Consider the following 21187-nt stretch of genomic DNA (forward strand, 5'->3'; position numbering starts at 1 on the left):
CGTGCGCCTCGCCTTCCTCACCACGCTGATCCCCGTCGCCAGGCCCGATACCGGCTTCGAGATCGCCAATGCCGCGATCCTCGAGGCGCTGCGCGCCGCCGGCCACGCGGTCACCGCCTTCGGCTTCGTGCGGCCAGGCGAGGTTCCGGCCGATTCCGCGCAGGCGGCCGTGATCGACGCGGTCGATGTCGAGAACGCCGTGGTCTCGAAAGGCCGGCAGCTGCAATGGCTGGCGAGCGCGCTCTTAAGCTCCCTGCCGGTCGCCTCCGCCAAGCTCAGGCTGGCAGGGCGCGGCAGGTTCGTCGAGGCGGTCAGGGCGCGCGGGCCGTTCGACGCGATCGTGCTGAACTCGGTGATGCTGCCGGGCGCCTTCCCGGAGCTGACCGGGCTCGCGCCCTGCGTGCTGGTCGAGCACAATATCGAGCATGTCTCGGCACGGCAGAACGCGGCCCATGCCGGGAGCGCGCTGATGCGGGCGCTGTTCGCGCGCGAGGCGCGCCAGCTCGAGCGGATCGAGCGCCGGCTCTGGGACGAGGCGCGCTTCGTCTGGACGCTGGCCGAGGAGGACCGCGCCGCGCTTGGGCCCGCCATGGCCGGAAAGTCGGCGGTGCTGCCTCTGGTCTCCGGAGCCGGGATCGAACCCTCGGACCTGGCGCCGGTCGCGCCCGCCTATGACACCGGCATGATCGGGACCTGGACCTGGGTGCCGAACTTCACCGGGCTGGACTGGTTCCTGCGCGAGGTCTGCCCCTTGCTGCCGGCGGATTTCGAGATCGCGGTCGCCGGGCGCCTGCCGCCCGACATGCCGCGCGTTCCGCCCCAGGTGGAGCTGGTCGGGCGCGTGCCGGATGCGCGCGAATTCCTGCTCTCCTGCCGGGCGCTGGCGCTGGCGAGCCGGGCCGGCACCGGCGTGCAGCTCAAGACCATCGAGGCGATGCAGCTCGGCTCAGCCGCGGTGGCGACGCCGCTCTCCTGCCGCGGCTTCACCGAGATCCCGGCGAATTTCCACGTCGCCGAGGAACCCGGGGCCTTCGCCGAAGCGCTGGTCGAACTGGTCGAGGCTTCGCGGGCTGGCGCTCATCTGCGCCTCGACGGCGCCGCCTTCATGGCCCGCCAGCGCGCGGCTCTGGCGGCCGCCCTGGAGCGCGGGCTCGCCGCTGCGGTCGGCTAAGGCGACTTTGCCTTGCCGCCGAACAGGCCGAACAGCGGCCCGGCCGCGATCATCACCAGGAAGACCCGGACGATGTGATGGGCCGCGACGAAGGCGACCTCGGTGTGCAAGGCGAGCGCGATCAGGCTCATCTCGGCAAGGCCGCCCGGCGAATAGGCGAGGATCAGCGGCACCGGCTGGTAATTTGAGAGATGCGCCACCGCGAAGGCGAAGATCAGCGTCAGCGCCACCAGGATCAGCGTCGAGCCGGCCGAGATCAGCAGGATGCGCAGGATCGCCTGCGGCGGGGTGCCGACGAAGCGGCAGCCGATGGTGACGCCGAGGATGAGCTGGGCGAGGTTGACGATCTCGAAGGGCGGCACCGAGTCGCTCAGCCCCGCCAGATGTACCGCCGCCGAGACCAGCATCGGCCCGAGCAGCACCTTGGCCGGCAGGCGCACGAGATGGCCGAGCATGACGCCGAGCACCCCGCAGGCGACGAGCCAGAACCAGCCGAGCGCCGAGGTCTGCAGCATGGACGGCCCGGAGGTCCGGTTCACGCCGAGCGAGACGCCCTCGAGCCATTGCACGATGAAGGGCAGCGTCATCACCACCAGCAGGATGCGGGCCGAGTGGATCAGCGCGATGGTGCGCGCATCGCCGCCCTTCTCCTCGCCGGTGATGACCATCTCGACCAGCCCGCCGGGCATGCCGGCGAAGAAGGCGGTGACCGGGTCATAGCCGGCGACGCGGCGGAAATAGCCGACGCAGCAGACGGCGCAGGCGAGCATGAACAGAACGAGGCCGGCGAGCGTCGGCAGCCAGTTCGGCAATTGCGCGATCAGGTCGGGCCGGAAGCCGGAGCCAAGCATGACGCCGATCACCGCCGACATCGGCGGGCGGATCACCGTCGGCGCCGCGACCGGGGCGCGCGCGATCGCGGCTGCCGTGCAGAAGACCATCGAGCCGAGCATCCAGGGCAGTGGCAGGCGGCCGAGCGCGAAGAGCCAGCCGCCGAGGATGCCGAGCGCCAGAGCGAGCAGGAAACGCCGCCAGGGAAAGCGTCGCGGCGACAATTCGCGAACGCCGTTCACCGCATCGGCCAGCAGATCCCGCATCGTCCCGAATCGTCCTTTCGCCGGGTGCCCATCGGCGGCGGCGCCCCGGCGCTGCTATACTCCAAAGACATGGCGGCGGCAGGTGCCTGCGCGAATGACCCCTCTGCCCTCATGGCAAGGCGGGACATCAGGGCAACCCTGCCATGTGCGCAGGCCCCTCGTCCGCAGGCCGCAAATCGGCGAGACTTCCCGGACTGGACCTATCATCGGCCGCAGGCGCTCCGCCCGGCTCCGGGCTGCCATGAGCGACGACCGTCTTTCGGATCAGGAGGCCCGCGGCAGCGAGAGCGTCGAGCTCGGCGAAGCCGCGCCACCACCAGCGGAAGAGGACGCCTGGCCGAGCACCGCGCCTGCGCCCCAGATCCTGCTGCCGGCCGCGCCGGAAATCCCCGTCGGCGCCGCTCCAACCCGCATCGGCTGGCTCTCGGCGCGGCGCTCGCGCACCGGGCTGTGGTGGCGCGGCGCCGGCCCGAACCTGCGCGGCTCGGTCTACATGCTGTCGGCGCTGCTGGTCTATGCGGTGATGGTCGGGCTGTTCAAGCACATCGGCACCGCGATCCCACTGGTCGAGACGCTGATGATCCGCCAGTTGATCATGAGCCTCGTCATCGTCCTCGTCACCGGGCGGGCGCTGCCGGCGATGCTGCGCACCGACCGGTTGGGCCTGCAGATCTTTCGCGGCCTGGCGACGCTCGCCTCGATGCTTTGCGGCTTCAGCGCCCTGATCCACATCCCGCTGGCGCAGGCGACCTCGATCGGCTTCAGCCAGGTGCTGTTCGTCACCATCGCCGCGGTGCTGGTGCTGAAGGAGAGCGTCGACGGCCGGCGCTGGGCCGCGACGATCATCGGCTTCGCCGGCGTCCTGATCATGCTCAACCCCTCCAGCGAGGGCCTGAACTTCTGGGCGCTGATGGCGGTCGGCGGCGCGCTGTTCGGCGCCGGCATCACGGTCAGCGTGCGCATCCTGGGCACGACGGAACGCACCGAGACGATCCTGATCTATCAGGGCCTGGTGCTGATCGTCGTCCTCGCCTGGCCGAGCTGGGCGCTTTGGGTCCGGCCCAGCGCCGAGCAATGGCTGGCGCTCGTGCTGCTCAGCCTGTTCGGCACCGCCGGGCAATGGCTGATCACCAAGGCCTACCAGGTCGGCGAGGCCGCGGCGCTCGCCCCGCTCGACTTCACCCGCCTGATCTTCGCGAGCTTCACCGGCTTCGTCTTCTTCGCCGAGATCCCGGCGCTCTCGACCTTCGTCGGCTCCGCCATCGTCATCGGCGCGACGCTCTATACGATCCGCCGCAATGCCCGCAGCCGGGCCGCAGCCGGCCTGCCGCCGCCGACCTGAGCTTTCCCGATACCCGTCCCGCTGCCTGCGTCCATGCCGAAGGAGGCCACGCCATGACCCATCACCAGCTCGATGCCGGCCTCGCCACCTGCCATTGGGGCTATTTCGACGCCCGGCTGAAACCGGTGCTGGAGATCGAGAGCGGCGACAGCGTCACCATCCGCACGCTGACCGGCGGGCCCGACAGCCTGCCGCCGGGCAATGCGACCATTCCACCCGAGATCCACGAGATCCACGCCAAGGCCGAGCGCATGGTGCCCGGCCATATCCTGACCGGGCCGGTCGCGGTGAAGGGCGCGAAGCCGGGAGATGTGCTGGAGGTCCGGATCAAGGAAGTGAAGCCGCGCACCGATTTCGGCTACACGCTGATCAAGCCGCTCGGCGGCACGCTGCCGGAGGAGTTCGACGCCCACACCTTCCGCCATATCGGCCTCGATCTTTCCCGCAACGTCGCCCTGCTGCCCTGGGGCATGGAGCTGCCGCTCGCGCCCTTCTTCGGCGTGATGGGCACGGCCCCGCCGGCGCATTGGGGCCGCCAGACCTCGCTGGTGCCGCGCGCCTTCGGCGGCAATCTCGACAACAAGGAACTGCGCCCCGGGGCGACGCTCTATCTGCCGGTCTTCGTCGAGGGCGCGCTGTTCTCCTGCGGCGACGGCCATGGCGCCCAGGGCGATGGCGAGGTCTGCGTCACCGCGATCGAGACCGCGCTGGAGGGAACCTTCGAATTCGTGCTGCGCGACGACATCTCGCTCGCCATGCCGCGCGCCGAGACGCCGACGCACCACATCACCATGGGCATCGACCCGGATCTCGACGTCTGCGCGAAAGACGCCCTGCGCGAGATGATCGGCCTGATCGTCGCGCGCACGAAGCTCTCGCGCGAGGAGGCCTATATGCTGTGCAGCCTCGCCGCCGACCTGCGCGTCACCCAGACCGTCAACGGCAACAAGGGCATCCACTGCATGCTGCCGAAGAGCCTGGTGGCGTAGATTGCAGCGTCATGCTCGGGCTCGACCCGAGCATCTCCGGCCGGATGAGATTCCAACTGGCGCCTTCCCGTCCCGAGATTCTCGGGTCTGCGCGGAGTTTATCCTTGGGCCGACCTAAGGTCGGACCCGAGGGCTTCGCCCGAGAATGACGCGGGTGTCCTACAGCATCGGCAAACCGCGCTGCTTGGGCCCGCGCGGGAAGGCGGCGTCGAGCCGGGCGATCTCGGCCTCGCCGAGCCGCAGCGACAGCGCTCCGGCATTGTCCTCGACATGGCTCGCCTTCGCCGCCTTGGGGATCGCGAAGAGTGCCGGCCGGCGCGTCAGGAAGGCGAGCGCTACCTGGCGCGGCGTCGCGCCATGCGCCAGCGCGATCTCCGCCAGCACCCGGCCCTGCGCCGAGGCAGCTTCAGGAAAATCATCCTGCCCGAACGGGCTGTAGGCCGTGACCGCGACGCCGTTCTGCTCGCACCAGGGGATCACCGCATGCTCGATCGCCCGTTCGCGCAGATGGTAGAGCACCTGGTTGCAGGCGATCTTGCCGGGACCGGCGAGCTTCAGCGCCTCGTCGAGATCGTCGACGTCGAAATTGCTGACGCCCCAGGAGCGGATCTTGCCCTCGGCCCGCAGCGCCTCGAAGGCCGCGAAGGTCTCGGCCAGCGGATACGAGCCGCGCCAGTGCAGCAGGTAGCAGTCGAGCCGGTCGGTCCCGAGCCGCTGCAGCGAGCGCTCGCAAGCGGCGCGCGTGCCGGCCTTCGAAGCGTTGTGCGGCAAGACCTTCGAGACCAGGAAGACCTCCTCGCGCCGCCCGGCGATCGCCTCGCCGACGATCTCCTCGGAACGGCCGTCACCATACATCTCGGCGGTATCGACATGGACGAGGCCGAGATCGAGCCCGCGCCGCAACGCCGCGACCGCCTCGCGGCGCGGTGCGCGCTCGATGTTCCAGCTGCCCTGGCCGATCGAGGCGAGTTGCGGGCCGCCCTGCCCGAACGAAGGGTTCATCGGCTCTCTCCCGTCCACATGCACCGTTTTCGAAAGCGGCGCCGGTTGATCGATGTAGAAACATCTCTACATTAGTCGCCGGGAGGTGCAACGCCATGCCCACGACGCTCTCCAGCCGCGAATTCAATCAGGATGCCAGTGGCGCGAAGAAGGCGGCGCGCAACGGCCCGGTGTTCATCACCGACCGCGGCAGGCCTTCGCATGTGCTGCTGACGATCGAGGAGTACCGCAAGCTGACCGGCAAGGGCCTCAGCCTCGCCGAGGCGGTCGGCGATCCGGCGAGCGCGGATTTCGATTTCGACCCGCCGAGGATGAGCGACAAGACGGGCTTCAAGCCGGTCGATTTCGACTGATGTATCTGCTCGACACCAATGTGCTGTCGGAAATCCGGAAGGTTCACCGGGCGGACCCCATCGTCTGGGCCTGGTCGCAGACCATACCCGCCGACCTCCTTTACATCTCTGCCGTCACCGTATTCGAGATCGAGCGGGGCGTCCTGCTGGTCGAGCGTCGCGATCCGCAGCAGGGCCGCCTCTTCGCCGATTGGCTTCACAAGCGCATCCTGCCGCAGTTCGAAGGGCGCATTCTGGCGTTCGACACGGCGGCGGCCCTGCGTTGCGCCGCGCTCCACGTTCCCGATCCGCACCCCGAGCGCGATGCGATGATCGCAGCAACGGCCCAGGCGCATTCATTGACGGTCGTGACGCGAAACACCGCCGATTTCGCCCGAACCGGCGTTTCGACCCTCAACCCCTGGCTCGCGCCCGGCTGATCACAGCGGCGGCGTGCCGTTGGCCTGCAGCACCTCGCCGGCGAGATAGAGCGATCCGCAGATCAGGATGCGCGGCGGCGCCGCCCAGTCGCGCGCCGCGATCTCGCGCAAAGCCTGCTCGACCGAGCCGGAGGTTTCCGCCCTGAGCCCGGCGGCGCGGGCGAGTTCCGCCACCTCCTCGGCCGGACGGGCGGCGAGCTGGTTCTGCATCGGCACGGCGAAGAGCCCCAGCGCCAGCCCCTTGAAATGGCCGAGCGTCGCCTTGGCGTCCTTGGTCGAGAGCAGACCGGCGATCATCACCAGCGGCGCCGGGTTCTTCTCCTCGAGATCGGCCATGGCCTGGGCCAGGACGCGCCCGCCATCGGGATTGTGGCCGCCGTCGAGCCAGAGTTCGGCGCCGGGCGGCGCGAGCTCGGCGAGGTACCCCCGCGCCAGCCGCTGCAGCCGCGCCGGCCATTCGGCCTCGACCATGCCGCGCTCGAACGCCGCGGCCGGCAGGCCGCCATAACCGGCGGCGCGCAGGGCCGCGATCGCGGTGCCGGCGTTGACATGCTGGTGGCGTCCGGCGAGGCGCGGCAGCGGCAGATCGAGCAGACCGTCGCCATCCTCGTAGACCAGCCGGCCGCCGTCCTCATGGACGTTGAAATCCTGCGCGCCGACCAGGATCTTCGCGGCGCCGACCCGTTCGGCGGCGGCTTCCAGCACGGCGGTCGGCTCCGGTTCCTGCGGGGCGATCACCGCCGGCGCACCGCGCTTGAAGATGCCGGCCTTCTCGCCGGCGATCTTGGTCACCGTGTCGCCGAGATATTCCGAATGGTCGAACGAGACCGGCGTCACCACGGCGCAGGCCGGGTGGTCGATGACGTTGGTGGTGTCGTAGCGCCCGCCGAGACCGACCTCGAGCAGGACGACATCGGCCTTGTGCTCGGAAAAGAGCAACAGCGCCGCCGAGGTGGTGATCTCGAAGAAGGTGATGGAATCGCCGGCATTGGCGCGCTCGCAGCGTTCCAGCGCCTCGACCAGCACCGCCTCGTCGACGAAGCGGCCGCCGCCCGGCTGCCCCAGCCTGATGCGCTCATGGAAGCGCACCAGATGCGGCGAGGTGTAGACATGGACGGTGAGGCCGGCGGCCTCGAGGATCGCCCGCATGAAGGCGATGGTCGAGCCCTTGCCATTGGTGCCGGCGACATGGATCACCGGCGGCAGGCGCTTCTGCGGATCGCCCAGGCGCTCGAGCAGGCGCAGGATGCGGCCGAGCGAAAGATCGATCAGCTTGGGATGCAGCGCCAGGAAGCGCGCCAGCAGCAGGTCGGATGTGCTCATGCGGGCCCGGCCTCCCGGCCGGCGAAAGCATCGGTTCCGGAAATGCGAAGCGGCTCCCGGCGGTGCCCGATGCGTCGTGCGGGATGTCAGACGGCGTCGAGCGCGAGCGGTTCGGCTTCCGGCACGGCATTGCCTTCCAGCGCCGGCTGCCTGGTCAGCAGGCGGCCGAGCCGGGCCAGCGTCGCCGGAATCTGGTGGCGGTGGATGACCATGTCGACCATGCCGTGATCCTTGAGATATTCCGAACGCTGGAAGCCCTCGGGCAGCTTCTCGCGGATGGTCTGCTCGATGACGCGCGGGCCGGCGAAGCCGATCAGCGCGCCGGGCTCGGCGATGTGGACGTCGCCGAGCATGGCATAGGAGGCGGTGACGCCGCCGGTGGTCGGGTTGGTCAGCACCACGAAATAGGGCAGGCCGGCCTTGTGCAGGCGCCGCACCGCGACCGTGGTACGCGGCAGCTGCATCAGCGAGAGGATGCCCTCCTGCATGCGCGCCCCGCCGGACGCCGCGAAGACGACATAAGGCGTCTGCTTCTCGAGCGCGGTCTCGGCGCCCTTGATGAAGGCCTCGCCCGCCGCCATGCCGAGCGAGCCGCCCATGAAGTGGAAGTCCTGCACCGCGATGGTCATCGGCAGGCCCTGGACCCGGCCATAGCCGACCTTGAAGGCGTCGGCCGCGCCGGTCTTGGCGCGCGCATCCTTGAGCCGGTCGACATAGCGCTTCTCGTCGCGGAACTTGAGCGGATCGACGGCCGCCTCCGGCAACGGCACGTCAAGCCATTTGCCCTCGTCGAAGGTCAGGCGCAGGCGGTCGGGCGCGGTGACGCGCAGATGGTGGTCGGAGCCGGGGATGACGAAGCCATTGGCCTCGACATCCTTGTGGAAGACCATCTGCCCGGAATCGGGGCATTTGATCCAGAGGTTCTCCGGGCTCTCGCGCTTGAACAGCGTCTTGATGCGCGGGCGGACGACTTCGGAAATCCAGTTCATCGGACCATCCTCGAATTACGCTAGAGCCCGTTCCGATCAGCTTGCACCGCAAGCTGATCGGCAAAACGGTCTCTCATCTCAAGTTTAGAGCCGGCTCAGGCGGCAGCTTTTGCGACCGAACGGACGCCGGCAGCGAGCTCGGCGACCAGCGAGGTGACAGCCGAAACCGTCTTTTCCGTGGCCCTGCCCTCGCCATCGAGCGAAAGCCGGACGCGCTCGACCAGGGCCGAGCCGACGACGACGCCGTCGGCGCCGCGTGCGATCGCCACGGCATCGGCGGCGGTCTTGACGCCGAAGCCGACCGCGACCGGCAGCGAAGTATGGCGCTTGATCCGCGCCACCGCCTCGCCGACCGCGTCGTAATTGGCGATCGTGCCGCCGGTGATGCCGGTCATCGAGACATAATAGACGAAGCCGGAGGTGTTCTGCAGCACCTTGGGCAGGCGCTGCTCGTCGGTGGTCGGCGTCGCCAGGCGGATGAAGCTCAGGCCGGCGGCGAGCGCCGGCAGGCAGAGCTCGGCATCCTCTTCCGGCGGCAGGTCGACGACGATCAGCCCGTCGACGCCGGCGGTGCGGGCGTCCGCGAGGAATCGCTCGACGCCATAGGCCCAGATCGGGTTGTAGTAGCCCATCAGCACGATCGGCGTGTCATGACCGGCGCCGCGGAAGGCGGCGACCATGGCCAGCGTCTTGGTCAGCGTCTGCCCGCTCTTAAGCGCGCGCTGGCCGGCGAGCTGGACCGGAATGCCGTCGGCCATCGGGTCGGTGAAGGGCACGCCGAGCTCGATCACATCGGCGCCGGCCTCGGGCAAGGCGTGCAGGATCGCGCTCGCCGTGTCGAAGTCCGGGTCGCCGGCGGTGATGAAGGTCACGAGCGCGGCCCGGCCTGCCTCGGCGCAGGCGGAAAAGCGGTTCTCGATACGGGTCTGGCCGGTCTGTGTCATGCGGCTGCGGTTAGCATGACCGCGCCCGGCTGGCGAGAGGGCGCCGGGCTCAGGCGATCTTCGCGCCGCGCTCTGCCAGCAGGGCACGCAGCACCGAGCGATGGCAGCGCGCCTCGTTCTCGCAATAGCAGCCGACCGAGAAATCGCTGCCCTGCGACAAGACGGCGAGCAGATCGAGCGCATGGCGCGGCGCCGGCTCGGCCATCTCGGCCTTGAAGCCGCGGCTGAAGCCGGCCCAGTCCTTCTCGCTTTCCGCCGCCTTGGCCTGTGCCATCAGGTCCGGGCTCGGCGACAGCACCGGGAACCAGACGTCGAACCAATTCTCGCTGGCATAGCGCTCCTTCGGCACACCGCGCGGCACGCGCCGAACCGTGCCGATGCGCGTGCCCTCATCGGCCAGACGCGGCGTGCCGAGGCGAACGATGCGGACGCTCATGGCTTCAGCCTTTCGGTTGACCCTGCCGGGGCGATGCCGGCGAAGGCGTAGAGCTGGAACCAGCCGGGAAAGGCCCGAACCAGCGGGCGTGGCCCGGTGACCGACAGGCCGAGCCCGGCGCTTTCGATGAAGCTGGCATCGCCGCGCCACCAGGCGACCACCGCCGCGAGTGGACCGCGAACGCAGAGCACCTCGGGAAAGCCGGGATTCTGCGTGCAGAGCGAAGCCTCGCCCGGCTTCAGCAGCATGAAGCGCGGCTTTTCGCCACCGATCTCGAAGCGGACGACGAGCGGCTCCTCCGGCAGGGCCTCGAAGCGGACCCGCCGCTGCATGTCGACGAGCACGGGCTCGAGGTCGTTGTCCTCGCTATCGGCATGGCGCGGCAACCAGCGCTGGCCCCAGATCCCCATCGCCTCGACCAGTCCGGCGAGTTCGAGCCCGGCCTCGGTCAGCGCGTATTCGGGGCCGTGCACGCCCTCGCTGCGGCTGAGCGCGCCGGCCAGCACCAGTTCCTGCAGCCGCTCGGAGAGCATGGTCCTGGAAATGCGGGGAATGCCGCGGCGGATGTCGTTGAAGCGGCTGCTGCCGCACAGGATCTCGCGCACCACCAGCAAGGTCCAGCGCCCGCCAAGCGCCTCATGCGCGCGCGCCATCGAACAGAACTGGCCATAGCTCGTCATGGCGACAGCCTAGCATGAGCGAAGCACGCAAGGAGTACGGATTCCGGACCGATGCCTGCACCATTGACCTGATGCGCCATTGACCTGGCGGCCATCAAGTAGTGATATCACTACTTTCAGAGGCCGCCATGGTGAAGACGGTTTCGGCCGCCCAGGCCAATCGCGAATTCTCGAAGCTGATGAAGCTCGCCGAAAGCGGCGAACGCGTCGTCGTGACCTCGCGCGGCCAGCCCAAGGTGCAGATCACCCGCGTCGAGGAGCCCGACGCCGAGAAAGTGCGGCGGCGCGAGGCGTTCGACAAGATGACCACCTGGCTGAACAGTCGGCCCGCCCAGAATTTTCCGAAGCTGACGCGCGACGACTTCTACGACTGATGCTCGTCGCGTTCGACACCAACATCCTGATCTATGCGGGCCATTTCAACGATCAGGAGCGCGCGGCGAGAGCGAACGCGATCCGCAACGCCCTGCCGCCAGAGCGATCGGTCATCCCCACTCAGGTCATCGGCGAATTCTATCACGCGATCGCCGGCAAGTTCCGGATCGACCGACAGGAGGCGGCCCGCGCCTGCGAATGGCTCCGCCTCAGCGCCCATGTTCGGGCGGCGACCGAAAAGGACTTCACCGAAGCCTTGTCGCTTTCGGCCACGCAAGGATTGCAGTTCTGGGACGCCCTCATCCTGGTCACGGCTGCGGAAGCCGGGTGCTCCATGCTGCTATCCGAGGACATGCAGCATGGCTTCGTGCATCGCGGCGTCACGGTTGTGAACCCCTTCGCCGAGCCGCCGCATCCGCTGCTCGCGGATGCCTTGCGCCACGCCGGTTGAGGCGCCCCTACTTCTCGATGCGCCAGACGGTGCGCAACGAGCTGGTGACGGTGAGCTCTCCCGGCTCCACGCTGATCGGCGCGGCGCCCGCCATGCGGAAGGCCCGCACATCGCCCATCGGGCGGACCGGCGGCTCGGCTTCGGCCTCGACGATCGAGACCAGCTCGCCGACCTTGACGCCGAGCTTCTCGGCATAGAGCGAGGCGCGGGCCCGCGCCGCCTCGGCGGCCTTCTGGCGCGCCGCGTCCTTGGCCTTGCCCTCGTCGGCGAGGCCAAACATGATCCCCGACATCTCGTTGGCACCGGCGGCGACGAGCGCGTCGATCAGCGGCCCGGCCTTGGCGATGTCGCGCACGGTCACGGTCAGCCCGGTGCGGGCCTCGTAACCGTCGATCTTCGGCGCGCGCGGCTGCGGCGAGGACGAGGCGGAAGGCTGGGTCAGGCGCGGCACCAGCGCGACCTGCGAGGTCTGGATATCGCCGGCGGCGACACCGGCCGCCTTCACCGCCTCGACCAGCTTGGCGAGCGCCGGCGTGTTCTTCGCCAGCGCCTCGGCCGCGGTCTTGCCCTCGCTGACAATGCCGGCCTGGATCGTGGCGAGATCCGGCCTCACCCTGACCTCGCCCTCGGTGCGGATGACGATGCCTTCGGCCGGGGCGAGCGGGCCGGCAGTCTGGGCCTGAACGGGAGCGGAGAGCGCCGCGAGCGCGGCGATGAGCAGGGCCTTCTTGGTCTTCGACATGATCGTCCTTCGCTGACGGATGGGCCGCAGAAGCGAGCACTGCTTCTGCGGCACGACCATGCGCAACCTATTGGGGCAGCATCAGGACGATACGCGTCAGCGCCCCGCCAGGATCTCGGCGACCTGCGGGATGTCCTTGTCGCCACGGCCGGAGAGATTGACCACCATCAGATGGTCCTGCGGCTTTTGCGGGGCGAGCTCGGCGACGCGGGCCAGCGCATGCGCCGATTCCAGCGCCGGGATGATGCCCTCGAGCTTCGAGATCAGCTGGAAGGCTTCGAGCGCCTCCTCGTCGGTGGCCGAGAGATAGGACACGCGGCCGGTCTCGTGCAGCCAGGAATGCTCCGGGCCGATGCCGGGATAGTCGAGCCCGGCCGAGATCGAATGGGCGTCGTTGATCTGCCCGTCATCGTCCATCAGCAGATAGGTGCGGTTGCCGTGCAGCACGCCGGGGCGGCCGCCGGTCAGCGAGGCGGCGTGGAGCCCTGACGGAATGCCGTGACCGGCCGCCTCGACGCCGTAGATCTCGACGCCCTTGTCGTCGAGGAAGGGATGGAACAGACCCATCGCGTTCGAGCCGCCGCCGATGCAGGCGATCAGCGAATCCGGCAGCCGGCCTTCGAGCTCCTGCATCTGCTCGCGCGTCTCCTTGCCGATGATCGACTGGAAGTCGCGCACCATCGCCGGATAGGGGTGCGGGCCGGCAACCGTGCCGATGCAGTAGAAGGTCGTCGCGACATTGGTCACCCAGTCGCGCAGCGCCTCGTTCATCGCGTCCTTGAGCGTCTTGGTGCCGGATTCGACCGGCACCACGGTGGCGCCCAGCATCTGCATCCGGAAGACGTTCGGCGCCTGCCGGGCGACATCGACGGCGCCCATATAGACGATGCATTCCAGCCCGTAGCGGGCGCAGAGCGTCGCGGTGGCGACGCCATGCTGGCCGGCGCCGGTCTCGGCGATGATGCGCTTCTTGCCCATGCGCCTGGCCAGCAGGATCTGGCCGAGCACATTGTTCACCTTGTGGGAGCCGGTGTGGTTCAGCTCCTCGCGCTTCAGATAGATCTTGGCACCGCCCGACAGGCCGGAGGCCGTCGCCTGGCTACGAAAGTGCTCGGTCAGGCGCTCGGCGAAATACAGCGGCGAGGGCCGGCCGACATAGTGCTTCAGCCCGTAGGCGGTCTCGGCATGATAGGCCGGATCGGCCTTGGCCGCGTTGTAGGCGCCCTCCAGCTCGAGGATCAGCGGCATCAGCGTCTCGGCGACGAAGCGGCCGCCGAACTGGCCGAACCGGCCGTTCTCATCCGGCCCGGTGCGGAAGCTGTTCGGAATATGCGGCGCGTTCATGCCTGGCCTGCCTTCTGCAATTCTCCGGCAGCCCTGCGGGCCGCCGCCACGAAATCCGCGATCCTGCCGGGATCCTTGACGCCCGGCGCGCTTTCGACCCCGGAGGAGACGTCGACGCCGCCCGGCCGCGCGATGCGGATCGCCTCGGCGACATTTCCCGGATCGAGCCCGCCCGATAGCATGAAGCGGAAAGCCGGGTCGAGGCCGGCAAGCAGCGTCCAGTCGAAGGGCCGGCCGTGGCCGCCGGGATAGCTGGCATCCTTGGGCGGCGTGGCGTCGAGCAGGATCGCATCGGCGACGGCGGCATAGGCGGCGACGCGGCCGAGATCGGCCGCGGTCGCGATGCCGAGCGCCTTCATCGCCGGTAGCCCGGTCGCCGCCTTGATCGCCGCCAGCGCGCCGGGCGTCTCGGCGCCGTGCAATTGCAGCCAGTCCGGCCGTACCGCCTGCGCGAGCTCGGAGGCCTTTGCAGGGTCGAAATCGACGATCAACGCCACGATCTCGGCCTTGCCGCGGGCCTGGGCCGCGAGCCTTGCCGCCCGTTCCGGCGTGACGAAGCGCGGACTCTTGGGATGGAAGACGAGGCCGATCATGTCGGCCCCGGCGGCCAGCGCCGCCTCCAGCGTCTCCGGGGTCGAGAGGCCGCAGATCTTGATGCGAAAGGCGTCGACGGTGTGCGTCATGGCTAGGCTGTAGCGCAATCGGCCTCGCGCGAAAACTCCAGCTCGTCCCGGGCGACCGCCGGGAGACCCGGGACCCATGCCCGAGCATGGACAAGGAGCGCTCCGGCAGGGATCCCGGATCTCCGCTTCGCTGCGTCCGGGACGACTCGCAACCATTCGCGCCGGATCGCGGGAACATTGACCGCACTCCCGCCGCCGCACTTGTGACATGATCGCGGTCGAGAGGGGCTGCGGACAAGGCGGGCGAAAGCGGGCAAGGCATGCGGCGGCGCGGTTTTTCGGTTCTGGCGGGCGTGCTCGCCGTCAGCTTCGTCGTCGGCCTCTCCACCGCCGCGCTGGCGCAGGCACGCGGCGGCGAGAACTGGCCGGCGGTGAAATGCGAGCGCTATCGCAAGGCCTATGACGAGGCGACCCGCCGCTTCGGCACCAAGGGGCTGGGGCCGGAGTTCCTCGCCCGCCACGACGCCTTCATGGCCTCGGGCTGCCAGACGGCGCCCGATGTCTGCCCGCGCAGCATCGAAGAGCTCAACCTCGCCAACATCATGGTCATGGCCGGGATGAACGCCGGGATGGCGAGCACCTTCATGCCGTTCGCCTGCCGGAAGTGAGCCTCCGGCGCCAGCTGACGGCATTTTGCTGGCAGGAACTGACGCTCTGGCTGCAACCAGGCGCGATGCTCGCCGCCTTCCGGATTGGAGCTCGCGCTTAGAGGTGGACCCGATCAGGTCGAAACAACCTGATCGGTGAATCCGTCTCTAAGCGATCGTTGGAGAACGCCTGATCCATCCACTGCGGCGGCGAGCCGACGAGTTCAGACCTTCTGGAAGTGGAAGGCCTGGGCGAAGGTAAGCTCGACCATGTCGCCACGCCTCAGGCGCCTGACATCGTTCTGGATGTCGGGATCCGACACCGTATGGGTCCGGGCTCCGGCCGGTCCGACATAGCTCACGACGCCAGTCGCCGGATCGAAACTCTCGAACCTCGCCGTCACCGTCAGCGACCGCACGACAAATTTTTCCGGCAGGTTCTGGAAGGAGCCGGCACTGGTCGCCTCCGTATAGATGATCGCGGGCTTGGCGCCTCTCCGAGCCCGCCTGGCACCAAGGATCACGCCTTCGACGCGTCGAACCTCGACCCTGTCACCAGCCCTGATGTTCTGTAGGTTTCCGAACACTTCCGGCACCGCGACCGGCCATGTCTGGCGGCCCTGCCGGACGACCACGATGCGCTCGGCGGGCTGCACATCGGCGACCTCGACATCAAGCCGCTCGACTTCCACCGGCCCGATACCGGCAACGATAACGGTCTGGCTGGTGACCGTCGGATAGGTCGCGCAACCCGCACCCGCCACCGCGAGCGAAGCTGCGAAGATCACGCTTATTTTCTTCAACATCGGACCTCTCCATTTTCAAAAGCAATCCGGTTTGAAATCTACTGCCGGTCTCGGGGATTCGGTCTGCAAAGCGAGAAAATTGCGAATGGATGACTTCGCAAGACTCAGGAATAAAGGCCAAGTTCAGCCGCGACACAATAGGTGGTCGAACGACTTGCCTGCGTGGCCGACGGGCCTGGGGGCGATGCCCCTTCCGACGTCTGTCGAGCCAGATGGCCGAGCCCACTCTCCGAACACGCGACGACGTCGCTGCGCGCAATCGCCGGCGGAAAGCGCTCGCCGACAGGAATGTCCGGGAAAAGACGCACAGGTTCGACGGCTGGGCCTCCATGGGGCTTGGCTTTGGCCTCGTTGCGCTTGCGTCCGCAAGAGCGGCGCCGCTCGCGCTGGCCGCTGCCTGCCGGGGTGGGCTCGCCCTGCTCTCGCCAAAAGCGCGGTCTATTCCTGCTGGCTCCGGCGGCGGGTCGCGTGCAGCTGAAGCGGCCGCCGCAGTTGCCCAAACGGCGTCAAGCGTTTATGTGCAGCGCAACTAACCTCAGATTCCATTCACGTACGGGCTGCGCCGGCCGGGACTTCCCCGCCGGCTCGCGGTCTTGAAACAAGGCCGCTTCCCGCATGTCCATGCGCAACATCGCCATCATCGCCCACGTCGACCACGGCAAGACCACGCTGGTCGACAAGCTGCTGCAGCAGTCCGGCACCTACCGCGACAACCAGCGTGTGATCGAGCGCGTGATGGATTCCAACGAGCTCGAGAAAGAGCGCGGCATCACCATCCTGGCCAAGGCCACCTCGGTGGTCTGGAAGGACACCCGCATCAACATCGTCGACACCCCCGGCCACGCCGATTTCGGCGGCGAGGTCGAGCGCATCCTGAACATGGTCGACAGCGCCATCGTGCTGGTCGATGCCGCCGAAGGCCCGATGCCGCAGACCAAGTTCGTGGTCTCCAAGGCGCTGAAGCTCGGCCTGCGCCCGATCGTCGCGATCAACAAGGTCGACAAGCCCGACGCCCGCGTCACCGAGGTGATCAACGAGGTCTTCGACCTCTTCGCCGCGCTCGACGCCACTGACGAGCAGCTCGATTTCCCGATCCTTTACGGCTCGGGCAAGCAGGGCTGGATGGCGCATTCGCCGGAAGGCCCGCAGGACCAGGGCCTCGCCCCGATGTACGACCTGATCCTCAGCCATGTGCCGGAGCCGCGCATCGAGGAAGGTCCGTTCCGCATGCTCGGCACGCTGCTCGAGGCCAACCCCTATCTCGGCCGCATCATCACCGGTCGCGTCGTGTCCGGTACGGCCAAGCCGAACCAGACGATCAAGGTGCTCTCCGGCGACGGGACCGTCGTCGAGACCGGCCGCATCAGCAAGATTCTCGCTTTCCGCGGGCTCGAGCGCACGCCGATCGAAGAGGCCATTCCCGGCGACATCGTCTCGATCGCCGGCCTGGTCAAGGGCTCGGTCGCCGACACCTTCTGCGACCCGTCGGTCGAGACCCCGATCAAGGCCCAGCCGATCGATCCGCCGACCGTCTCGATGACCTTCATGGTCAATGATTCGCCGCTTGCCGGCACCGAGGGCGACAAGGTCACCACCCGCGTCATCCGCGACCGCCTGTTCAAGGAGGCCGAGGGCAATGTCGCGCTGAAGATCGAGGAAGCCACCGACAAGGACAGCTACATCGTCTCGGGCCGCGGCGAATTGCAGCTCGCCATCCTGATCGAGCAGATGCGCCGCGAAGGCTTCGAGCTCGGCGTCTCGCGTCCGCGCGTCGTGCTGAAGCGCGACGAGGCGGGCCAGCTGCTGGAGCCGATCGAGGAAGTCATCATCGACGTCGACGAGGAGCATTCCGGCGTCGTCGTGCAGAAGATGTCCGAGCGCAAGGCCGACATGCTGGAGATGCGCCCCTCCGGCGGCAATCGCCTGCGCCTGGTCTTCCACGCCCCGACGCGCGGCCTGATCGGCTATCAGGGCGAGCTGCTCACCGACACCCGCGGCACGGCGATCATGAACCGGCTGTTCCACGACTATCTGCCCTATAAGGGCGAGATCGGCGGGCGCCGCAACGGCGTGCTGATCGCGATGGAGACCGGCGAGGCCGTGGCCTACGCGCTGTGGAACCTCGAGGACCGCGGCCCGATGATGATCGAGCCCGGCTGGAAGGTCTATCAGGGCATGATCGTCGGCGAGCACACCCGCGAGAACGATCTCGAGGTCAACGTGCTCAAGGGCAAGAAGCTCACCAACATCCGCACCACCTCGAAGGACGAGGCGGTGCGCCTGACGCCGCCGATCCGGATGACGCTGGAGCGCTCGCTCGCCTGGATCGACGATGACGAGCTGGTCGAGGTGACGCCGAAGTCGATCCGCCTGCGCAAGGGCGTGCTCGACCCCAACGAGCGCAAGCGCTCGCAGAAGCAGAAGGCGGAAGTCGCCTGAGCACCATCGCCCGGCGGCTCTCGCCCGCCGGGCCGGGCTCCGTTTTCAGATGGAAGCGCCTCGCGATTCCATCTGAGAGCAACCGCCGGCGGCGCCGGCTCAGTGGCTCATCAGCAGCGGCCTCGGGCTCGACTTCAGCAGCGATTGCGTGACGCCGCCGAGCAGCCATTCGCGCAGCCGCGAATGCTTGTAGGCGCCGCAGACGATGAGGTCGGCACCGAAATCGACGGCGGCCTGCCGGATTGTCTCGGCCACATCCTTGCCTCCCGACAGGGCGACGTTGCGGACGCTGACGGAGGCGCCGTGCCGCGCCAGATGCGGCGCCAGCTCGGCCCCGGCGACGAAACGCGACAGGTCCTTCTCGCCGGTGACGGAGAGGATCTCGACCTCGGCTCCCGGCAGGAAGGGCCGCGCTTCCGCGATCGTGCGGGCCGCGGTCGCGCTGCCGTCCCAGGCGACCAGGATGCGCCCGGCCGCGAAGCTCTCGGATCCGGGCGGCACGATGATCACCGGCCTGCCGCTCTCGAACAGGGCCGCTTCGATCAGGCCGCGGTCGCGCTCCGCCGCATTCGTTTCCAGGTCGAGCACGCTGAGATCGTGGACGCGGGCCTGGCCGGTCAGCCTGTCGCTGAGCTCGGCATAGACCAGTTGCGGCGTCTCGATCGTGCTGGTCACGCCGGCGAGGCCGGCACTGGTCCTGGCGAGTCCGGCAAAACGTTCCGCCAGCGCGGTGATGCGGCGATTCTCGGCGGCGATGAAGGCCGTGCCGAAAGCGCTGACGACCGAGGCCGGGATGCTGTAGCACATCGCAGCGGCCTGGATCGTCAGATGCGCGCCGGCCTGCTCTGCGAGCGACAGGGCGTAGCCGAGCGCGGTGTTGTGCTCGCCCGCGCCTTCCTCTGCATGGGCGGTGAAGACGCTCTTGATCGACGGGGCCATGGGATCTCCATTGTTTCAGGGGCTCCGGGAAGCGAGCCTACCCGATCATTCTGTCGCTGCATTGCGCTCGATCAACTGCGGCCGCCTTGCGCGACGGCCGCCTCGGGGGGATGCTGGGCGGCCCTGCCCTGCGCCCGGCGCAGCACACAGGTCACGATCACCGCGCTTGCCGCCCGGTCGCGGCTCTGATCCTGTGGGCGGCTTTTCCGAGGAGGATTCCTGCCATGCTCACCCGCAACCTCGGCCGCTCGGGCCTGCGCGTCTCGCTCGTCGGCCTCGGCTGCAATAATTTCGGCGGCCGGATCGATCTCGACGCCACCCGCAAGGTCGTCGACGCGGCGATCGAGAATGGCATCACCCTGTTCGACACCGCCGACATCTATGGCGAGCGCGGCGGCTCGGAGACGGCGCTCGGCGAGGTTCTGGGCGCCCGCCGCAAGCAGATCGTGCTGGCGAGCAAGTTCGGCATGAACATGGACGACGAAGGCGTGAAGAAGGGCGGCTCGCGCGCCTACATCATCAACGCGGTCGAGGATTCGCTGCGCCGGCTCAGGACCGACTGGCTCGACCTCTACCAGATCCACCGCTTCGACCCGCTGACCCCGATCGAGGAGACGCTGCGCGCCCTCGAAGACCTGATCCGCCAGGGCAAGGTGCGCTATATCGGCTGCTCGAACTTCGCGCCCTGGCAGATGGCGGACGCCGCCTGGGCGGCGCGCCATCTCGGCGTCGAAGGCTTCGCCTCAGCCCAAGACGAGTACAGCCTGCTGGTCCGCGGTGCCGAGCGCGAGCTGATCCCGTCGGCGCGGCATTACGGCATGGGCCTGCTGCCCTATTTCCCGCTGGCGAACGGCGCGCTGACCGGCAAATACAAGCGCAATGCGCCGATGCCGGACGGGGCACGCCTGACCAAGCTGCCGCAGCGCGCCGGCGAGATCTTCAGCGACGCCAACTGGACGCGGATCGAGAAGCTGACCGGCTTCGCCGAGGCGCGCGGCAGGACGCTGGTCGAGCTCGCCTTCTCCTGGCTCGCCGCCCAGCCGGTGGTCTCCAGCGTCATCGCCGGCGCGACCCGGCCCGAGCAGATCGCGGCGAATGTGAAGGCGGCCGAATGGGCACTGACGGCCGAGGAGCTCGCGGAGATCGACAAGATCACGGCCTGAGCCCGGGCCACCGGTCCGTCGCGAGAACGCCTCAAAGCCGCCCAACCGGCGGTGTGAAGCGTCAGCCCTGCCGCCGAAGCCGCAATGGCGCCGGAAACGGTTGTCAAATCGGCGCGCCTGGGGTTCCCTTGCGCGGCCCTTTCCTGGAGTTGCCTGGTCTCGTGATGCGCATCGCCTCCTTCCTGGCGCTCGCCCTCTCGCTGCTTGCCTGGCCGGCAGCGGCGCAGGACAAGCCCGCGCCGGCTCCGGAGCCGATGCGGATCATCGCGGTGCGCAGCGCCGAGCCGGGCTGCGAGCCCAATTGCCGCGAGTGGCTCGCCGCCCAGGGCGCCATCACCAAGGACACGCTCGAGGAGTTGCGCCGCGCCATTGCCGGGCTGAGAGGCCGCAAGCTGCCGGTGCTGATCTATTCGACCGGCGGCACGGTCGAGGTCGCGATCGCGATGGGCGAGCTGATCCGCCAGCAAGGCCTCGACATCGCCGTGGCGCGCACCGTCTTCACCCAGCGCGATCCCGCCCTCGGCAACATCAACGAGCGCAGCCCGCTCTGTTCCTCGGCCTGCACCTTCGTCCTCGCCGGCGGCGTCAGGCGCATCATCCCGCCGCAATCGCGGATCGGCGTGCACCAGCAGACCATCGTCGAGACCGAGACCACGACGGTGCGCGACTACCAGATCGTGCGCCGGCGCGAGGGCGACCGCATCGTCGAGACCCGCGAACTGGTCAAGGAGACCAAGGAGCAGCGCACGGTCAAGCAGGAGCAGGCGACTGGCGAGATCGACACGAAGATCGCCCGCCATCTCGATGCGATGGGGCTCGACCGCTCCTTCCTGAAGCTGACCGTGTCGACGCCGGCCGATACGATGCGCTATCTGCGCCCCGAAGAGATGCGCTCGACGACGATCGCGACCGA

At 68.5% G+C, this 21187-nt stretch carries 23 protein-coding genes; 11 read left to right on the plus strand and 12 right to left on the minus strand.

The window, feature by feature from the left end:
• On the plus strand, nt 1–1171 hold a 1171-nt coding region (locus V6M56_RS15030; RefSeq protein ID WP_332684930.1), incomplete at its 5' end, for a glycosyltransferase.
• Here V6M56_RS15030 and V6M56_RS15035 read toward each other — a convergent pair.
• A complete protein-coding gene (locus tag V6M56_RS15035; protein ID WP_332684932.1) occupies nt 1168–2268 on the minus strand; it encodes an AbrB family transcriptional regulator in 1101 nt (366 codons plus the stop codon). The two genes, V6M56_RS15030 and V6M56_RS15035, sit on opposite strands and share 4 nt — an antisense overlap.
• A 241-nt stretch (nt 2269–2509) precedes the next feature.
• Between V6M56_RS15035 and V6M56_RS15040 the strand changes: the two genes are divergently transcribed.
• On the plus strand, nt 2510–3610 hold the full coding sequence (locus tag V6M56_RS15040) for a DMT family transporter (RefSeq protein ID WP_332684933.1): 1101 nt from the start codon (nt 2510–2512) through the stop codon (nt 3608–3610).
• A 53-nt stretch (nt 3611–3663) separates the two neighbouring features.
• Entirely contained in the window at nt 3664–4599 is a 936-nt protein-coding gene (locus tag V6M56_RS15045) for an acetamidase/formamidase family protein (protein WP_332684935.1), read from the plus strand.
• A gap of 159 nt (nt 4600–4758) precedes the next feature.
• Here the strand turns inward: V6M56_RS15045 and V6M56_RS15050 are convergent, their stop codons facing one another.
• Nucleotides 4759–5601, minus strand: a complete 843-nt coding sequence (locus tag V6M56_RS15050; RefSeq protein WP_332684936.1) for an aldo/keto reductase — start codon at nt 5599–5601, stop codon at nt 4759–4761.
• A 95-nt stretch (nt 5602–5696) separates the two neighbouring features.
• Between V6M56_RS15050 and V6M56_RS15055 the strand changes: the two genes are divergently transcribed.
• Nucleotides 5697–5954: a type II toxin-antitoxin system Phd/YefM family antitoxin gene (locus tag V6M56_RS15055; RefSeq protein WP_332684937.1), complete on the plus strand. Its 258-nt coding sequence runs from the start codon at nt 5697–5699 to the stop codon at nt 5952–5954.
• Complete coding sequence (locus V6M56_RS15060; RefSeq protein ID WP_332684938.1) at nt 5954–6373, plus strand: type II toxin-antitoxin system VapC family toxin; 420 nt, start codon at nt 5954–5956, stop codon at nt 6371–6373. The genes V6M56_RS15055 and V6M56_RS15060 overlap by 1 nt, the downstream gene beginning before the upstream one ends.
• Here V6M56_RS15060 and V6M56_RS15065 read toward each other — a convergent pair whose 3' ends face one another.
• The 5 genes from V6M56_RS15065 to V6M56_RS15085 all read right to left on the minus strand — a co-directional run bounded on the left by V6M56_RS15065 (nt 6374) and on the right by V6M56_RS15085 (nt 10745).
• Nucleotides 6374–7696: a bifunctional folylpolyglutamate synthase/dihydrofolate synthase gene (locus V6M56_RS15065; protein WP_332684940.1), complete on the minus strand. Its 1323-nt coding sequence runs from the start codon at nt 7694–7696 to the stop codon at nt 6374–6376.
• An 86-nt stretch (nt 7697–7782) separates the two neighbouring features.
• The gene (gene accD, locus V6M56_RS15070; protein WP_332684941.1) at nt 7783–8685 is read right to left on the minus strand and encodes an acetyl-CoA carboxylase, carboxyltransferase subunit beta; all 903 of its coding nucleotides are present in this window, start codon (nt 8683–8685) and stop codon (nt 7783–7785) included.
• A gap of 95 nt (nt 8686–8780) precedes the next feature.
• Nucleotides 8781–9629 (minus strand): tryptophan synthase subunit alpha, encoded by an 849-nt coding sequence (gene trpA / locus V6M56_RS15075; RefSeq protein WP_332684943.1) that lies wholly within the window; start codon nt 9627–9629, stop codon nt 8781–8783.
• A gap of 49 nt (nt 9630–9678) precedes the next feature.
• Nucleotides 9679–10065: a DUF488 domain-containing protein gene (locus V6M56_RS15080; protein WP_332684944.1), complete on the minus strand. Its 387-nt coding sequence runs from the start codon at nt 10063–10065 to the stop codon at nt 9679–9681.
• Complete coding sequence (locus tag V6M56_RS15085) at nt 10062–10745, minus strand: winged helix-turn-helix transcriptional regulator (protein WP_332684945.1); 684 nt, start codon at nt 10743–10745, stop codon at nt 10062–10064. The genes V6M56_RS15080 and V6M56_RS15085 overlap by 4 nt, the downstream gene beginning before the upstream one ends.
• Before the next feature lie 128 nt (nt 10746–10873).
• Here V6M56_RS15085 and V6M56_RS15090 point away from each other — a divergent pair, with 128 nt between their 5' ends.
• A complete protein-coding gene (locus V6M56_RS15090) occupies nt 10874–11119 on the plus strand; it encodes a type II toxin-antitoxin system Phd/YefM family antitoxin (protein WP_332684946.1) in 246 nt (81 codons plus the stop codon).
• Entirely contained in the window at nt 11119–11571 is a 453-nt protein-coding gene (locus tag V6M56_RS15095) for a PIN domain-containing protein (RefSeq protein ID WP_332684947.1), read from the plus strand. The genes V6M56_RS15090 and V6M56_RS15095 overlap by 1 nt, the downstream gene beginning before the upstream one ends.
• A 7-nt stretch (nt 11572–11578) precedes the next feature.
• Here the strand turns inward: V6M56_RS15095 and V6M56_RS15100 are convergent, their stop codons facing one another.
• The 3 genes from V6M56_RS15100 to V6M56_RS15110 all read right to left on the minus strand — a co-directional run bounded on the left by V6M56_RS15100 (nt 11579) and on the right by V6M56_RS15110 (nt 14340).
• On the minus strand, nt 11579–12313 hold the full coding sequence (locus V6M56_RS15100; protein WP_332684948.1) for an SIMPL domain-containing protein: 735 nt from the start codon (nt 12311–12313) through the stop codon (nt 11579–11581).
• Nucleotides 12314–12409: 96 nt separating this feature from the next.
• Nucleotides 12410–13657, minus strand: coding sequence for a tryptophan synthase subunit beta (trpB, locus tag V6M56_RS15105; protein WP_332684950.1), 1248 nt, complete (start codon nt 13655–13657; stop codon nt 12410–12412).
• Nucleotides 13654–14340 carry a phosphoribosylanthranilate isomerase gene (locus V6M56_RS15110; RefSeq protein WP_332684951.1) on the minus strand — a complete coding sequence of 229 codons (687 nt, stop codon included), beginning with the start codon at nt 14338–14340 and terminating at the stop codon, nt 13654–13656. The genes trpB and V6M56_RS15110 overlap by 4 nt, the downstream gene beginning before the upstream one ends.
• A gap of 260 nt (nt 14341–14600) precedes the next feature.
• Between V6M56_RS15110 and V6M56_RS15115 the strand changes: the two genes are divergently transcribed.
• A complete protein-coding gene (locus V6M56_RS15115; protein WP_332684952.1) occupies nt 14601–14948 on the plus strand; it encodes a hypothetical protein in 348 nt (115 codons plus the stop codon).
• A gap of 203 nt (nt 14949–15151) precedes the next feature.
• On the opposite strand, the gene V6M56_RS15120 is transcribed toward V6M56_RS15115, so the two are convergent.
• Entirely contained in the window at nt 15152–15733 is a 582-nt protein-coding gene (locus V6M56_RS15120) for a hypothetical protein (RefSeq protein WP_332684953.1), read from the minus strand.
• Nucleotides 15734–16348: 615 nt separating this feature from the next.
• Between V6M56_RS15120 and typA the strand changes: the two genes are divergently transcribed.
• Nucleotides 16349–18172 carry a translational GTPase TypA gene (typA, locus tag V6M56_RS15125; protein ID WP_332684954.1) on the plus strand — a complete coding sequence of 608 codons (1824 nt, stop codon included), beginning with the start codon at nt 16349–16351 and terminating at the stop codon, nt 18170–18172.
• A 99-nt stretch (nt 18173–18271) separates the two neighbouring features.
• Here the strand turns inward: typA and V6M56_RS15130 are convergent, their stop codons facing one another.
• Complete coding sequence (locus tag V6M56_RS15130; RefSeq protein WP_332684955.1) at nt 18272–19111, minus strand: universal stress protein; 840 nt, start codon at nt 19109–19111, stop codon at nt 18272–18274.
• A 224-nt stretch (nt 19112–19335) separates the two neighbouring features.
• On the opposite strand from V6M56_RS15130, the gene V6M56_RS15135 reads away from it, so the two are divergent.
• Nucleotides 19336–20274, plus strand: coding sequence for an aldo/keto reductase (locus V6M56_RS15135; RefSeq protein WP_332684956.1), 939 nt, complete (start codon nt 19336–19338; stop codon nt 20272–20274).
• Between the two features lie 161 nt (nt 20275–20435).
• The coding region (locus V6M56_RS15140) for a COG3904 family protein (protein ID WP_465247578.1) at nt 20436–21187 on the plus strand (752 nt) is incomplete at its 3' end.

It is taken from the genome of Allobosea sp. (genome assembly GCF_036675845.1).
Classification (GTDB): domain Bacteria; phylum Pseudomonadota; class Alphaproteobacteria; order Rhizobiales; family Beijerinckiaceae; genus Allobosea.

What these genes read in the sequence shown, in the direction of transcription:
- V6M56_RS15035 (WP_332684932.1), bottom strand. Translation starts at nt 2,268, where the DNA reads ATGCGGGATCTGCTGGCCGATGCGGTGAACGGCGTTCGCGAATTGTCG.
- V6M56_RS15040 (WP_332684933.1), top strand. Translation starts at nt 2,510, where the DNA reads ATGAGCGACGACCGTCTTTCGGATCAGGAGGCCCGCGGCAGCGAGAGC.
- V6M56_RS15045 (WP_332684935.1), top strand. Translation starts at nt 3,664, where the DNA reads ATGACCCATCACCAGCTCGATGCCGGCCTCGCCACCTGCCATTGGGGC.
- V6M56_RS15050 (WP_332684936.1), bottom strand. Translation starts at nt 5,601, where the DNA reads ATGAACCCTTCGTTCGGGCAGGGCGGCCCGCAACTCGCCTCGATCGGC.
- V6M56_RS15055 (WP_332684937.1), top strand. Translation starts at nt 5,697, where the DNA reads ATGCCCACGACGCTCTCCAGCCGCGAATTCAATCAGGATGCCAGTGGC.
- V6M56_RS15060 (WP_332684938.1), top strand. Translation starts at nt 5,954, where the DNA reads ATGTATCTGCTCGACACCAATGTGCTGTCGGAAATCCGGAAGGTTCAC.
- V6M56_RS15065 (WP_332684940.1), bottom strand. Translation starts at nt 7,696, where the DNA reads ATGAGCACATCCGACCTGCTGCTGGCGCGCTTCCTGGCGCTGCATCCC.
- accD (WP_332684941.1), bottom strand. Translation starts at nt 8,685, where the DNA reads ATGAACTGGATTTCCGAAGTCGTCCGCCCGCGCATCAAGACGCTGTTC.
- trpA (WP_332684943.1), bottom strand. Translation starts at nt 9,629, where the DNA reads ATGACACAGACCGGCCAGACCCGTATCGAGAACCGCTTTTCCGCCTGC.
- V6M56_RS15080 (WP_332684944.1), bottom strand. Translation starts at nt 10,065, where the DNA reads ATGAGCGTCCGCATCGTTCGCCTCGGCACGCCGCGTCTGGCCGATGAG.
- V6M56_RS15085 (WP_332684945.1), bottom strand. Translation starts at nt 10,745, where the DNA reads ATGACGAGCTATGGCCAGTTCTGTTCGATGGCGCGCGCGCATGAGGCG.
- V6M56_RS15090 (WP_332684946.1), top strand. Translation starts at nt 10,874, where the DNA reads ATGGTGAAGACGGTTTCGGCCGCCCAGGCCAATCGCGAATTCTCGAAG.
- V6M56_RS15095 (WP_332684947.1), top strand. Translation starts at nt 11,119, where the DNA reads ATGCTCGTCGCGTTCGACACCAACATCCTGATCTATGCGGGCCATTTC.
- V6M56_RS15100 (WP_332684948.1), bottom strand. Translation starts at nt 12,313, where the DNA reads ATGTCGAAGACCAAGAAGGCCCTGCTCATCGCCGCGCTCGCGGCGCTC.
- trpB (WP_332684950.1), bottom strand. Translation starts at nt 13,657, where the DNA reads ATGAACGCGCCGCATATTCCGAACAGCTTCCGCACCGGGCCGGATGAG.
- V6M56_RS15110 (WP_332684951.1), bottom strand. Translation starts at nt 14,340, where the DNA reads ATGACGCACACCGTCGACGCCTTTCGCATCAAGATCTGCGGCCTCTCG.
- V6M56_RS15115 (WP_332684952.1), top strand. Translation starts at nt 14,601, where the DNA reads ATGCGGCGGCGCGGTTTTTCGGTTCTGGCGGGCGTGCTCGCCGTCAGC.
- V6M56_RS15120 (WP_332684953.1), bottom strand. Translation starts at nt 15,733, where the DNA reads ATGTTGAAGAAAATAAGCGTGATCTTCGCAGCTTCGCTCGCGGTGGCG.
- typA (WP_332684954.1), top strand. Translation starts at nt 16,349, where the DNA reads ATGTCCATGCGCAACATCGCCATCATCGCCCACGTCGACCACGGCAAG.
- V6M56_RS15130 (WP_332684955.1), bottom strand. Translation starts at nt 19,111, where the DNA reads ATGGCCCCGTCGATCAAGAGCGTCTTCACCGCCCATGCAGAGGAAGGC.
- V6M56_RS15135 (WP_332684956.1), top strand. Translation starts at nt 19,336, where the DNA reads ATGCTCACCCGCAACCTCGGCCGCTCGGGCCTGCGCGTCTCGCTCGTC.